At 70.8% G+C, this 13,740-nt stretch carries 10 protein-coding genes and 1 pseudogene; 6 read left to right on the forward strand and 5 right to left on the reverse strand.

Going from position 1 to position 13,740, the window contains the following annotated elements:
* Window positions 1-131: 131 nt before the first annotated feature.
* On the reverse strand, window positions 132-3,158 hold the full coding sequence (uvrA, locus tag IE312_RS19775) for an excinuclease ABC subunit UvrA (RefSeq protein WP_189983616.1): 3,027 nt from the start codon (window positions 3,156-3,158) through the stop codon (window positions 132-134).
* Window positions 3,159-3,382: 224 nt separating this feature from the next.
* On the opposite strand from uvrA, the gene IE312_RS19780 reads away from it, so the two are divergent.
* The 5 genes from IE312_RS19780 (at window position 3,383) to IE312_RS19800 (ending at window position 7,940) form a co-directional block, all read left to right on the forward strand.
* Complete coding sequence (locus IE312_RS19780) at window positions 3,383-4,069, forward strand: maleylpyruvate isomerase family mycothiol-dependent enzyme (protein WP_189983618.1); 687 nt, start codon at window positions 3,383-3,385, stop codon at window positions 4,067-4,069.
* 148 nt (window positions 4,070-4,217) lie between these two features.
* The gene (locus IE312_RS19785; protein ID WP_189983620.1) at window positions 4,218-4,874 is read left to right on the forward strand and encodes an MBL fold metallo-hydrolase; all 657 of its coding nucleotides are present in this window, start codon (window positions 4,218-4,220) and stop codon (window positions 4,872-4,874) included.
* A 485-nt stretch (window positions 4,875-5,359) separates the two neighbouring features.
* Window positions 5,360-6,244: an ABC transporter substrate-binding protein gene (locus tag IE312_RS19790; protein WP_189983622.1), complete on the forward strand. Its 885-nt coding sequence runs from the start codon at window positions 5,360-5,362 to the stop codon at window positions 6,242-6,244.
* Window positions 6,241-7,167 carry an amino acid ABC transporter permease gene (locus tag IE312_RS19795; RefSeq protein WP_189983624.1) on the forward strand — a complete coding sequence of 309 codons (927 nt, stop codon included), beginning with the start codon at window positions 6,241-6,243 and terminating at the stop codon, window positions 7,165-7,167. Before IE312_RS19790 ends, IE312_RS19795 begins: the two co-directional genes overlap by 4 nt.
* Window positions 7,168-7,211: 44 nt before the next feature.
* Window positions 7,212-7,940 (forward strand): amino acid ABC transporter ATP-binding protein, encoded by a 729-nt coding sequence (locus tag IE312_RS19800; protein WP_189983859.1) that lies wholly within the window; start codon window positions 7,212-7,214, stop codon window positions 7,938-7,940.
* 13 nt (window positions 7,941-7,953) lie between these two features.
* Here the strand turns inward: IE312_RS19800 and aroQ are convergent, their stop codons facing one another.
* Window positions 7,954-8,427 (reverse strand): type II 3-dehydroquinate dehydratase, encoded by a 474-nt coding sequence (aroQ, locus tag IE312_RS19805; RefSeq protein WP_189983626.1) that lies wholly within the window; start codon window positions 8,425-8,427, stop codon window positions 7,954-7,956.
* Between the two features lie 212 nt (window positions 8,428-8,639).
* Between aroQ and IE312_RS19810 the strand changes: the two genes are divergently transcribed.
* On the forward strand, window positions 8,640-9,911 hold the full coding sequence (locus tag IE312_RS19810; RefSeq protein ID WP_189983628.1) for an MFS transporter: 1,272 nt from the start codon (window positions 8,640-8,642) through the stop codon (window positions 9,909-9,911).
* A 66-nt stretch (window positions 9,912-9,977) separates the two neighbouring features.
* Here IE312_RS19810 and IE312_RS19815 read toward each other — a convergent pair whose 3' ends face one another.
* The 3 genes and pseudogenes from IE312_RS19815 to IE312_RS40935 form a co-directional block, all read right to left on the reverse strand.
* Window positions 9,978-11,078, reverse strand: coding sequence for a calcium:cation antiporter (locus IE312_RS19815; RefSeq protein ID WP_189983630.1), 1,101 nt, complete (start codon window positions 11,076-11,078; stop codon window positions 9,978-9,980).
* A gap of 258 nt (window positions 11,079-11,336) precedes the next feature.
* Complete coding sequence (locus tag IE312_RS19820; protein WP_189983632.1) at window positions 11,337-12,338, reverse strand: TerC family protein; 1,002 nt, start codon at window positions 12,336-12,338, stop codon at window positions 11,337-11,339.
* 237 nt (window positions 12,339-12,575) lie between these two features.
* Window positions 12,576-13,740: pseudogene (locus IE312_RS40935) on the reverse strand (TerD family protein); the annotation flags it as partial.

Raw genomic sequence — 13,740 nt, forward strand, 5'->3', positions numbered from 1 at the left:
GGCGGTGCGCGAGGGACCTGTCGGACCGCCGGGCCGGGCTGGCTGTCAGAAGAACGAGCGGCGCCCCGCGGGAGGTTCCCGCGGGGCGCCGCTTGTTTGATGTGCCGTCAGAACGCAGCCGGTGAGGGACGTCAGGCCTTGCGGGCGCGTGTCGTCTTCTTCGCCGGTGCCGCCTTCTTCGTGACCGCGGCGGCCTTCTTGGCCGACGTGCTGTTGGCCTTGGCCGTCACCGTCTTCCTCGCCGCCGTCTTGGCCGCGGCCGTCTTCCGGGCCGCACGGCCGCGCTGCGCCGGGACCGGCTCCGCGTCGCTGATGCGGTCGGCGCCGAGGATCTCGCGCAGGAACTTGCCCGTGTGGCTCGCCGGGACCCCGGCGACCTCCTCCGGCGTGCCCTCGGCGACCACCAGGCCACCGCCGGCACCGCCCTCGGGGCCCATGTCCACGATCCAGTCGGCGGTCTTGATGACGTCGAGGTTGTGCTCGATGACGATGACCGTGTTGCCCTTGTCGACCAGCCCGCCGAGGACCTTGAGCAGCTTGCTGATGTCCTCGAAGTGCAGGCCGGTGGTCGGCTCGTCCAGGACGTAGACCGTGCGCCCGGTGGACCGCTTCTGCAGTTCGCTGGCGAGCTTCACGCGCTGCGCCTCACCACCGGAGAGGGTGGTGGCGGACTGTCCGAGGCGGACGTAGCCGAGGCCGACGTCGTGCAGCGTCCTCAGGTGACGGGAGATCGCCGGCACCGCCTCGAAGAAGTGCATGGCCTCCTCGATCGGCATGTTCAGGACCTCGGCGATGGACTTGCCCTTGTAGTGGACCTCCAGGGTCTCCCGGTTGTACCGGGCGCCGTGGCAGACCTCGCACGGAACGTACACGTCCGGCAGGAAGTTCATCTCGATCTTGATCGTGCCGTCGCCCGCGCAGTTCTCGCAGCGGCCGCCCTTGACGTTGAAGGAGAAGCGGCCGGGCAGGTAGCCCCGGACCTTCGCCTCGGTGGTCTCGGCGAACAGCTTGCGGATGTGGTCGAAGACACCGGTGTAGGTGGCCGGGTTGGACCGCGGGGTGCGGCCGATCGGCGACTGGTCGACGTGCACGACCTTGTCGACCAGGTCGTCGCCGTCGACGCGCGTGTGCCGTCCGGGGACGGTCCGGGCGCCGTTCAGCTCGCGGGCCAGGTGCGTGTACAGGATGTCGTTGACCAGGGTCGACTTGCCGGAGCCGGAGACACCGGTGACGGCCGTGAACACGCCCAGCGGGAAGGACACGTCGATGTCCTGGAGGTTGTTCTCCCGGGCGCCGTGCACGGTGAGCTGCCGGGACGGGTCACGGGGGCGGCGCACGTCCGGGAGCGGGATCGACTTGCGGCCCGCGAGGTAGGCGCCGGTCTGCGACTCGGTGTTGGCCAGCAGTTCCTTCAGGGAGCCGCTGTGCACGACCTTGCCGCCGTGTTCGCCGGCACCGGGGCCGATGTCCACGATCCAGTCGGCGATCTTGATGGTGTCCTCGTCGTGCTCCACGACGATGAGCGTGTTGCCCATGTCGCGCAGTCGGACCAGGGTCTCGATCAGGCGGTGGTTGTCCCGCTGGTGCAGACCGATGGACGGCTCGTCCAGGACGTACAGGACGCCGACGAGGCCCGAGCCGATCTGGGTCGCCAGGCGGATGCGCTGGGCCTCACCGCCGGAGAGGGTGCCCGCCGCGCGGTTGAGCGAGAGGTAGTCCAGACCGACGTCGACCAGGAAGCGCAGCCGCTCGTTGACCTCCTTCAGGACCCGTTCGGCGATCTTCTTGTCACGCGCGTTCAGCTTCAGCTCGCCCAGGAACTCCGCGCAGTCGCTGATCGACATCCCGGCGACCTCGGCGATCGACTTCCCCATGACCGTCACCGCGAGGACGATCGGCTTCAGGCGCGTGCCCTGGCAGGAGGGGCAGGGCACCTCGCGCATGTAGCCCTCGAAGCGCTCGCGGCTGGCGTCGCTCTCGGCCTCGCTGTGCCGGCGCTTGACGAAGGGGACCGCGCCCTCGAAGGGCGTGGTGTACACCCGCTCCCGGCCGTACCGGTTGCGGTAGCGCACCTCGATCTGGGTCTTGTGGCCGTGGAGCAGGGCCTTCTTGGCGCGCTGCGGCAGACCCGCGAAGGGGATGTCCGTGCGGAAGCCGAGGGCGTCGGCGAGGGCGCCGACCAGGCGGCCGAAGTAGTCCTTGGTGTGCCCGTGCGACCAGGGGTGGATGGCGCCCTCGTCGAGGGACTTGTCCTCGTCCGGGATGATCAGCTCCGGATCGACCTCCATGCGCGTGCCGATGCCGGTGCACTCGGGGCAGGCGCCGAAGGGCGAGTTGAAGGAGAAGGAGCGCGGCTCCAGCTCCTCGAAGGACAGGTCGTCGTACGGGCAGTACAGGTGCTCGGAATACATGCGCTCGCGCTCGGGGTCGTCCTCGGGGAGGTCGACGAAGTCGAGCACGACCATGCCGCCGGACAGGCCGAGGGCGGTCTCCACGGAGTCCGTGAGGCGGCGCTTGGCGGAGTCCTTGACCGTGAGGCGGTCCACGACCACCTCGATGGTGTGCTTCTCCTGCTTCTTCAGCACCGGCGGTTCGGACAGCTGGACGGTCTGGCCGTCCACGCGCGCGCGGGAGTAGCCCTTGGTCTGCAGATCGGCGAAGAGGTCGACGAACTCGCCCTTGCGCTCGCGTACCAGCGGGGAGAGCACCTGGAAGCGGCTCTCCTCCGGCAGCTCCAGCACCTTGTCCACGATGGCCTGCGGCGACTGGCGGGAGATCGGACGGCCGCACTCGGGACAGTGCGGCTTGCCGATACGCGCGAAGAGCAGACGCAGGTAGTCGTAGACCTCGGTGATCGTGCCGACCGTCGAGCGCGGGTTGCGCGAGGTCGACTTCTGGTCGATGGAGACCGCCGGGGAGAGACCCTCGATGAAGTCGACGTCGGGCTTGTCCATCTGGCCGAGGAACTGCCGGGCGTACGAGGAGAGCGACTCCACGTAGCGGCGCTGGCCCTCGGCGAAGATCGTGTCGAAGGCCAGGGACGACTTGCCCGACCCGGACAGTCCCGTGAAGACGATGAGCGAGTCACGAGGCAGGTCGAGCGAGACATTCTTCAGGTTGTGCTCGCGCGCGCCACGGACGATGAGACGGTCGGCCACGCCGGTCCGCACCTTTCTTGAGAGAAGTGACAGGGGCGAGGCCCCCGTGCTTCTTCAGACTAGGGGGAGCCACTGACAACGCCGGTCGGATTGCCCGGTTGCATAACAACTCCCGGCCTTCAAGCATGCCCGACGCCGCCTTCGACCATATAGCACGCGCATTCGATTAGCGGACGAGGTTCATCACCTTCACCCGAAGGGGTGGTCCGACTAGGGTCAGCAGCATGATTGATCACGCTCATGACCTGGCCCGTGTACAGGAGGCGACCGAGCGGCTGCTCAGCGCGGTCGCGAAAATGGACGACGCCTCGCTCGCCGAGCCGTCCCGGCTCCCCGGCTGGAGCCGCGGGCACGTCCTCGCCCACCTCGCCCGGAACGCGGACGCGCTGGTGAACGTCCTCCAGGGCCGCCCCATGTACGTCAGCGCCGAGGCACGGGACGCGGACATCGAGCGGGACGCGCCGCGGCCCGCGGAGGTGCAGGCGGCCGACCTCCGGGAGAGCGCGGCCCGCTTCCAGGTGGCCGGGGACGAGCCCGCCGACTGGACGCGGACCGTGGAACTGCGCAACGGGGTCACGGACTCCGCCTCCCGCGTGCCGTTCCGCCGGTGGGCGGAGGTCGAGCTGCACCACGTCGACCTGGGCACCGGGTACGAGCTCGAGGACCTGCCGGCCGAGTTCCTGGAGCGCGAGACCGGCTTCCTGGCGGACCGCTTCGCCGGGCACCCCGAGGTCCCGGCGACCCGCCTCACGGACGGCACGCGCGCGTGGAGCACCGGGCGCACGGCGGACGAGCCCGGGATCACGGTCAGCGGGCGGCCCGCGGACCTGGTGGGCTGGCTCGCCGGGCGCCGCGACGGTGCGGCGCTTCAGGTGCGGGGCGGGTCCCTGCCGAAGCTGCCTCCGCTGTAGATCGCGGGACCGCCACTCCCGCCCCTGCCGTACCGGACGGCGGCCGCCGGTGCCGCCTCCGCCGCCGTCTGCCGCCCCGGTGGGCGGCCGTCCGCAGTACCGTGCGGACGGCCGCCCACCGGGGCGCGTCGGCTATAGGCTGGCCGTCATGACGTACTCCGGAGAGGTCAAGGTCGGCGGACCGGCGGATGTGCACGAGCTGAAAGACCTGATGATCACCAAGATCGCGGTCGGCCCGATGGACAACAACGCCTACCTGCTGCGCTGCCGGGCCACCGACGAGCAGCTCCTGATCGACGCCGCCAACGAGGCGAGGACGCTGCTCGGCATGATCGGTGACGACGGCATCGCCTCGGTGGTCACCACCCATCAGCACGGGGACCACTGGCAGGCGCTGGCCGAGGTGGTCGCGGCCACGGGCGCGCGGACGTACGCCGGCCGCGACGACGCCCCCGGGATCCCGGTGCCGACCGACGTCCTCGTGGACGACGGCGACGTCATCAGGGTGGGCCGCGTGGAGCTGACCGCCCGGCACCTGGTCGGGCACACGCCCGGTTCGATCGCGCTGGTCTACGACGATCCGCACGGCCACCCGCACGTCTTCACCGGCGACTGCCTGTTCCCGGGCGGCGTCGGCAACACGCGCAAGGACCCGGAGGCGTTCGCCCGCCTGATCCACGACGTGGAGACGAAGATCTTCGACGTGCTTCCGGACGAGACGTGGGTCTACCCGGGGCACGGTGACGACACCACGCTGGGCGCGGAACGGCCGCATCTGCCGGAGTGGCACGCGCGCGGCTGGTGAGCGGTCGGCCGCCGTCCCGGACGCGTGGGCGCGCCGGTGTGTCATAGGCGGCACACGGCTCCCGTGCGCGACGGGTGCGCCTCGGCAGCCGGGAGCCTGCGCGACACTCCGGCGCACAGGTCGTACGAACCCCCTCGGGCAAGGCGGTTGTGCACGCGCCGGGCGCACTCCTCGTCCGCACGCCCAGCGTGTACCACCCCTACACGCGCCCCGTGTGAACCTTTCGCACGCACCGGGCCCCTCTGCGCACTCCCTCAGAGCCGTCGCGCGCGGTCAACTGGTCACAGCCCCGCGCAGGACGACGGCTCCTGAGCGGTAGGGGCCGCCGGTCTCAACCCCGCCCTCGGCCGGCGGCCCAGGCCCGGGCACCGGCGCGCGTGAGCCGCGCGCAGGCGCGTTCACACAGCCGCAACACCCGTTCCCAGTATGCGGACAACTACCGCTGTGACCTGGACAAACGCCCAGTTCACTGCCAGTCTCCCGCCATGCATCCTGCCCCTCGCGCCCTGCGCCGCGCCCTCGCCGCGGCCGCCGTAGCCCTGCTCGCCACCGCTGTCGGCTGTGCTCCGCAGCCCGAGGAGAAGACGTCGGCCGCCCCGTCCGGTTCGGCCGCGCAGAGCTGCGCCAAGGGCAAGCTCGCCACCAAGTCGTCGGGGAAGCTGACGATCGCGACCGACGAACCAGCGTACGAGCCCTGGTTCAAGGACGACAAGCCCGCCAACGGCAAGGGCTTCGAGTCGGCGGTCGCCTATGCCGTGGCCGAGCAGCTGGGATACGACAAGAATGCGGTCGTCTGGCAGAGCGTGCCGTTCAACAAGGCGTTCGCGCCCGGAGTGAAGACGTTCGACTTCGACGTCAACCAGGTGTCGATCAGCGCCGAACGCAGGAAGGCCGTGGACTTCTCCTCCGGCTACTACGACGTGCGCCAGGCCGTCATCGCGCTGAAGGGCGGCAAGGCCGCCCGGGCCACGAGCATCGCCGATCTGCGGAAGCTGAAGCTGGGCGCCCAGGTCGGCACCACGAGCCTCGACTACATCAGCGACGTCGTGAAGCCGGCCCGGCAGGCAGCCGTCTACGCCAAGAACGACCAGGCCAAGTCCGCCCTGAAGAACGGGCAGGTCGACGCCATCGTCACCGACCTGCCGACCGCCTTCTACATCACCGCGGCCGAGGTGACCGACGCGAAGATCGTCGGCCAGTTCGAGAACCAGGGCGGCACGCCCGAGCAGTTCGGACTCGTGCTGGACAAGGGCAGCGCACTGACCCCGTGCGTGACCGCCGCCGTCGACGCCCTGCGCAAGGACGGCACGCTGGCCCGCATCGAGAAGCAGTGGCTCTCGGACGCCGTCGACGCCCCGGTGCTCAAGTGACGGTCACCGAGGACGGGCCGGCCCGGGAGGGGGCGGACGACGACGACATGGCCGGGGGCGCCGGTCTTCCCGGCGACGGCTACGTACCGTCCGCTCGGCGGCTCGCGCGCGAGCGGTACCGACGCGCGCGTGCCCGCCGCGCCACGGCGGTCGCGGCCCTGTCGACCCTCGTCACGGCCGTCGTGCTCTACCTCGTCGTCGTCAGCGCACCGGGCTGGCCGCGCACCAAGGAGACCTTCTTCAGCGCGCACTACGCGCGCGAGGCGTTCCCGAAGGTCCTCGAAGGGCTCTGGCTGAACGTCCGCCTGCTGTTCGTCTGCGGTGCCGCCGTCCTGGTCCTCGGCATGCTGATCGCCGTCGCGCGGACCCTGCGCGGACCGGTCTTCTTCCCGCTGCGCGTACTGGCGGCGGCGTACACCGATTTCTTCCGCGGTCTGCCGCTGATCATCAACCTGATGATCGTGGTCCTCGGTGTGCCGGCGCTGCGGCTGCAGGGCGTCACCGTCGATCCGGTGCTGCTCGGCGGTACGGCGCTCACCCTGACGTACGCGGCGTACGTGGCCGAGGTGTTCCGGGCCGGCATCGAGTCCGTCCACCCCTCGCAGCGCGCGGCGGCCCGCTCGCTGGGTCTGACCAACCGGCAGGCGCTGCGCCACGTCGTCCTGCCGCAGGCGGTGCGCCGTCAGGTGCCGCCGCTGCTCAACGACCTGGTGTCGCTGCAGAAGGACACCGGCCTGGTGTCCATCGGGGGTGCGGTGGACGCCGTACGGGCGGCCGACATCATCGTGGGCCGCAGTCTGAACTACACGCCGTACATCGTCGCGGGACTGGTGTTCGTCGCGCTGACCATCCCGATGACCCGGTTCACCGACTGGGTGACGGGCCGGATGGACCGGCGGCGGGCCCAGGGAGGAGCGCTGTGAGCACGCCGGAGAGCACGCCCGTGAGCGACGCGCCCGTTCTGCGGATGGAGGCGGTCCGCAAGACCTTCGGCGGCTCGGTCGTCCTGCGGGACGTCCACCTGGAGGTCGCCCCGCACACGGTGACCGCGCTGATCGGCGCCTCCGGGTCGGGCAAGTCGACGCTGCTGCGGTGCGCCAACCTCCTGGAGGAGATCGACGACGGCGCCATCTGGCTGGACGGCGAGGAGATCACCGACCCGCGCGCGGACCAGGACGCGGTACGGCGCCGGATCGGCGTCGTCTTCCAGGCGTACAACCTCTTCCCGCACATGACCGTGCTCGACAACGTCACGCTCGCGCCGCGCCGGGTGCACGGCGTCTCCCGCGCCCAGGCCGAGGAACGGGCCAGGGAGCTGCTGGAGCGCCTGGGACTGACCGAAAAGGCGGATGCGTATCCCGACCGGCTCAGCGGCGGTCAGCAGCAGCGTGTGGCGATCGTGCGGGCCCTCGCGGTGCGGCCCCGGCTGCTGTTGCTGGACGAGATCACGGCCGCGCTCGACCCGGAACTCGTGGGCGAGGTGCTGGAGGTGGTCCGCGGTCTGAAGGACGAGGGCATGACCATGGTGCTGGCGACGCACGAGATGGGCTTCGCACGGGACGTCGCCGACCAGGTGTGCTTCCTCGACGGCGGGGTCGTGCTGGAGCGCGGCAGTGCCGAGCAGGTCTTCGGTGATCCGCGGCAGGAGCGCACCCGGCGCTTCCTGCGGCGGATCGTGGAGGCGGGCCGGCTGTAGCCCCGCGCGCGGGTCAGACGTCCGTGCGCGCCGCCCCGGCCAGCGCCGCGACCCGCTCCACGCCGAACACGTAGCCCTGCACGCCGCACCCGGCGATGACACCGTCGGCGCGCAGGGAGACGTACGAGTGGTGCCGGAACGATTCGCGCTGGTGGATGTTGGAGATGTGCACCTCCAGCACGGGCATGCCGTCGCAGGTGTTGAGCGCGTCCAGGATGGCGACCGAGGTGTGCGAGTAGGCGCCGGGGTTGATGACGATGCCGCAGTGGTTCAGCCGCGCCTCGTGGATCCAGTCGACCAGTTCGCCCTCGTGGTTGGACTGCCGGAAGTCCACCGTGCCGCCGTGTACGGCCGCCGCCTCGGCGCACAGCGCCTCCACGTCGGCCAGCGTGTCCTTGCCGTAGATCTCGGGCTGGCGCTGGCCGAGCAGATTCAGGTTGGGCCCGTTGAGGATCATGATCGGGGCGGTGGCCAGGGTACGGGGCACGGTTCCTCCGGTCGGTTCGGGGCGGCGCGGCGGCGACCGCTGCTCGCGACCCGGTCTATCACGCCGGCCGGGGCGGACAGCGGGCCGTGCCGCACCGGAGGCCCGGGAGCGCACTCCGGTCCCGTGATCACCTCCGCACGCCCCCGTAACTCCTGGTCACTGTGGGTAGTTGACCCGGCATGCACCGCGTACGCGAAGTGAACGTTCCCTCCATGCCGCGCCTCGCCGCCGCCTCCCTGGTCGGCACAGCGATCGAGTTCTACGACTTCTTCGTGTACGGCACCGCGGCCGCCCTGGTCCTGGGGCCGTTGTTCTTCCCGACGTTCTCGCCCCTCGCGGGGACGCTGGCGGCGTTCGCGACGTTCGGGGTGGGGTTCGTGGCGCGGCCGCTGGGGTCGGTGCTGTTCGGGCACCTCGGGGACCGGCGCGGGCGGCGGCCCGTGCTCGTCGCCTCGCTGCTGCTCACGGGCGCCTCGACGGTCGCGGTCGGCTGTGTGCCGTCCTACGGCGCCGTCGGCGTGGCCGCGCCCGTACTGCTGCTGGTGCTGCGTTTCCTGCAGGGGCTGGGGGTCGGTGGGGAGTGGGGCGGGGCGGTGCTGCTGACCGCCGAGCACGCCCCGGCCGAGCGGCGTGCCCTGTGGGCGAGCCTCCCGCAGATGGGGCCGGCGCTCGGGTTCGTCATGGCCAACGGGGTGATGCTCGCGCTGTCGGCGGCCCTGTCCGACGCGGAGTTCGCCCGCTGGGGCTGGCGGGTGCCGTTCTGGGCGGGCGGCGCGCTGGCGCTGGCCGGTCTGTGGCTGCGTTCCTCCCTCGCGGAGAGCCCCCGGTTCCTGGAGATCGACGACCACGCTCGGGTGCCGCTCGTCGAGGTCGTCCGGCACCACGGGCGGCTGGTGCTGCTGACGGCCGGGGCCATGGCGGTCGGCTACGCGGTCTTCTACGCGGTGACGACCTGGTCGCTGGCGTACGCGACGGAGCACCTGGGTGTGAGCCGCACCGTCATGCTGGTCTGCGTCATGGGCGCGGTGGTCGTGAAGGGGGCGCTCACGCCCGTCGTGGCGCTGTGCGGTGACCGGTTCGGACGCCGGCCGATGTGTCTGGCGGGATGTACGGCCTGCGTCCTGTGGATGCTGCCGATGGTGGCGCTGCTGGCGACGGGCGAGCCGCTGCTGATGTTCCTCGCCATCCTGGGCGCCCTGCTGGCCTTCGTCACCATGTTCGCGGTGATCGCCGCCTACCTGCCCGAGCTGTACGAGCCCCGGGTGCGCTGCACGGGCGCCGCCGTCGGCTACAACCTCGGCGGTGTTCTCGGTGGAGCCCTCACCCCGATCGTGGCCACGGCACTCGCCGAGCGGGGCGGTCGGGTGCCTTGGGGCGTCGGCGTGTATCTGACCGGTATCGCCCTCATCAGCCTGGTGTGTTTCGCGCTGCTGCCGGAGACGCGGCCGGTGCCGGTACCGCTGGTGGAGCCGGCCGGGAACTGACCGGGAGTGCACCCGCGGCCGGCCGGACGCGCCGAGCGCGGCGGGCGCGGCGGGCGCGGCGGTTGGCTACGGATTGATCGCCAGTTCCAGGTAGGCCGCGAACAGCACCAGGTGGACGCCGCCCTGCAGCGGTGTGGCCCGGCCGGGCACCACGGTCAGGGAGCTGACCACCACGGTCAGCGTGAGCAGGAGCATATGGACGGAGCCGAGGCCGAGGACGAGCGGCCCGGACAGCCACACGGAGGCCAGCGCCACGGCCGGGATGGTCAGGCCGATGCTGGCCATCGCGGAGCCGAGCGCGAGGTTGAGGCTGGTCTGGACCCGGTCGCGGCGGGCGGAGCGCAGCGCGGCGATCGTCTCGGGCAGCAGGACGAGCAGGGCGATGATCACACCGACGACGGCCTGGTTGAGCCCCGCCGCGGCCACACCCGACTCGATGGTGGGCGACACTCCTTTGGCCAGGCCGACGACGCCGATCAAGGCGAGCCCGAGCAGACCGAGGCTCATCCACGCGGTACGCGCGGACGGCGGTTGCGCGTGGTCCTCGGCGGTGATGACCTCCCCCTGCCGGGTGATCGGCAGGAAGTAGTCGCGGTGACGCACGGTCTGCGTGGCCACGAACAACGCGTACAGGATCAGTGAGGACAGGGCGGCGAAGGTCAGCTGGACGGTGGAGAACTCCGGTCCCGGCTTGCTGGTGGTGAACGTCGGCAGCACCAGGCTGAGGGTGGCCAGCGTCGCCACGGTCGCCAGTGCCGCGCCGGTGCCCTCGGGGTTGAAGACCGCCGTGCCGTGCCGCAGGGAGGCGACCAGCAGGCTGATCCCGACGACACCGTTGCAGGTGATCATCACAGCGGCGAAGACGGTGTCCCGGGCGAGGGTGGAACTCTTGTCGCCGCCGTCGGCCATGAGGGTGACGATCAGGGCCACTTCGATGATCGTGACGGCGATGGCGAGCACCAGAGATCCGAAGGGCTCGCCGACCCGGTGGGCGATCACCTCGGCGTGGTGCACCGCCGCCAGGACGGACCCGGCCAGTACGACGGTCACCAAGACGACGATCACGCCGGGCAGCGCCCGGCCCCACGTGAGGGACAGCAGGACGACCGCGAGCACCGGCACGAGAATCGTCCATGAACGGGTGAGCGACCGGAGCCGAGTGATCATGCGGCGATGGTCCCAGAGGCCTACAGGGTTCGCATTCCGTTCTTTCCGGATACCTCTCCCCTCCTTTCCGATGCGGGCTTTCCGCTGCGGGCTTCCGCTGCGGGTCTTCCGCTGCGGGCTTCCGCTGCGGGTCTTCCGCTGCGGGTCTTCCGCTGCGGGTCTTCCGCTGCGGGGCCCGGTGCCGGTAGGACCGGGCCCCGCGTCGGGGCGAGCCCGCCGAAGGGCGACGGGAGATCGCGGGCTCCCGCGACCCCGCCGTCAGGCGTCGACGCTGTCCTTCCGGGCGCCGTCCGCGCCGGCGCGCTGCGCCTCGGCGGCGGCCTGCTTCCTGGAGGTCAGCAGGCTGGTGACCGTGGTGACGGCGAGGACCGCGCAGATCACCCCGAGCGAGACCGGGATGCTGATCTCGGGCACGTGGACACCGGACTCGTGCAGGGCGTGCAGGACCAGCTTCACCCCGATGAAGCCGAGGATGATCGACAGCCCGTACGACAGGTGGACCAGCTTCTTGAGCAGCCCGCCGATGAGGAAGTACAGCTGGCGCAGGCCCATGAGGGCGAAGGCGTTGGCCGTGAAGACGATGTACGGGTCCTGGGTGAGGCCGAAGATCGCGGGGATGGAGTCCAGGGCGAACAGCACGTCCGTCGTGCCGATGGCGAGCATCACGACCAGCATCGGGGTCATGACGCGCTTGCCGTTCTGCTGGATCCACAGCTTGGTGCCGTGGTAGCGGTCGGCCACGCCGAACCTGCGCTCGACGGCCTTCAGCAGCTTGTTCTCCTCGTACTCCTCGTCCGCCTCGTCGGCACGGGCCTCCTGGACCAGCTTCCAGGCGGTGTAGATCAGGAAGGCGCCGAAGAGGTAGAACACCCAGGAGAAGCTGGCCAGGATCGCGGCTCCGGCGGCGATGAAGACGGCCCGCAGGACCAGGGCTATGAGCACACCGACCAGCAGGACGCGCTGCTGGTACTGGGTGGGCACTGCGAACTTCGCCATGATCAGGACGAAGACGAAGAGGTTGTCGACGCTCAGCGACTTCTCGGTGATGAAGCCGGCGAAGAACTCGCCGGCCGGCCGGCCGCCGCCGAAGACGAGCAGACCGAGGCCGAAGAGGCCAGCCAGGGCGATCCAGACGACCGTCCAGATACCCGCTTCCTTGATCGACACCTCATGCGGCTTGCGGCCGATGAAGAAATCGACCGCGATCAGAGCGGCGAGACCGACGATGGTGAGGGCCCACAGGCCCATGGAGACTTCCACTGCACCTCCGGTGCGAAGAGACGGCAAACACATCAGCGTTGTCGCTGCCGGAGGTCTCTTCCACCCGCGATGGGCCGACGCCCCGGGATCCGAACCGGTCCGTACTGACGGGTGCGCCGCAGTCAGGGAGTACTCCCCTCCGTACGGAAAACAGTACCCCAATCACCAAGGAAAGGTAAAGGTAAAAGTAAAAGAACAGGCAAGTCCGCAGTTCAGAGGCCTTTACTGTGCCTTGGTTCAGGCCTTGGCCACCTCGGTGAGCACCTTCTGCAGGATGCGGCTGCCCTGTGGGGGAAGCGAGGGTTCGTACGTCCAGGCGTGGCCGACCCACGGATCGGCGAGGTGGTCGTCGGGCAGCGGGGTCAGTCGCAGCAGCGAACGCCACAACGGATCGAGCAGGGGGCCGTGGTCGGCGGCGTCCTCACGGTCGGCGACCAGCAGGAGGTGGACGCCGACGGCCGGCCCCTCGTCGGCCACGAAACGCAGCCGGGCCACCGACCGGTCGTCGAAGCCGTACGGGAAATCGTTGACGATCAAGAGCTGCTGGGCGGTGTCCACGTCGGCCGGGAACGAATCGGCCACGCCACCACGCACCGCCATCTGCACCAGGTCCACCCGCCGGGTGAGCCGCTCCAGCGTCCGCGAGACACCGGCCGCCCCCGTCACGGGCGGCGCCGCGAGGACTCCGGCCTCCGTCAGCGGCAGCAGCGCCCGGGCGCCCGCACCGGTCGGATCGACGACCTGTACGGCGAACGCGCCGGGCGGGTGCACGGCGAGCAGGCGCGCCGCGACGGCGACCGCCGCCGTCATGGCCGACCGCCGTGCCCCGGCAGGGTCCGGCACCCGCTCGCCGGCAGCCGGCGCGGGACCGCTGTCGATCCACAGACCTCGCTCCAGCGGCATCCTGACCAGCAACGGGATCCGCAGCGGTGCGCTCTCGGGCAGGTGGAGATCACCGAGCCGGAGGGCCATCGGCGGTTCGGCAGGGACGCGGTAGGCGTGCCAGGCAGGGCTGTCCCAGCGGGCGCAGGCCGGCGGGAGCGCCGGTTCGACCACCTCGGCCTCGGCCGTGAGCTGGGCCAGGTCGCGGTCGAAGGCCGCACGCGCCTGGTCGGTCAGGAGGGTCCGGCGGGCGTGCGCCGCCGCGCGGACGGCATCGGCCGCCGTGCCGAGCCGCCGACTCGGATCGGCCAGCGCCTGGTCCACCTCCTTCTCCAGCCGGGAGTCGGCGAACTCGACGGCACCTCGGTAGGCGGCCGTGGTGCGGGCCAGGTCCTCGAACATGCCCCAGACCTGGTTGTACAGCCGCTCCTCCATCGACCAGCCCACGGCGTCTCCGGCGACGGGCCGTGCGGGTCTCTCCTCCGCGGCCGACTGCGGCGGCGAGGCGGTGCGGCGGGGA

This window comes from Streptomyces capoamus, assembly GCF_014654935.1.
Taxonomy (GTDB): domain Bacteria; phylum Actinomycetota; class Actinomycetes; order Streptomycetales; family Streptomycetaceae; genus Streptomyces; species Streptomyces capoamus.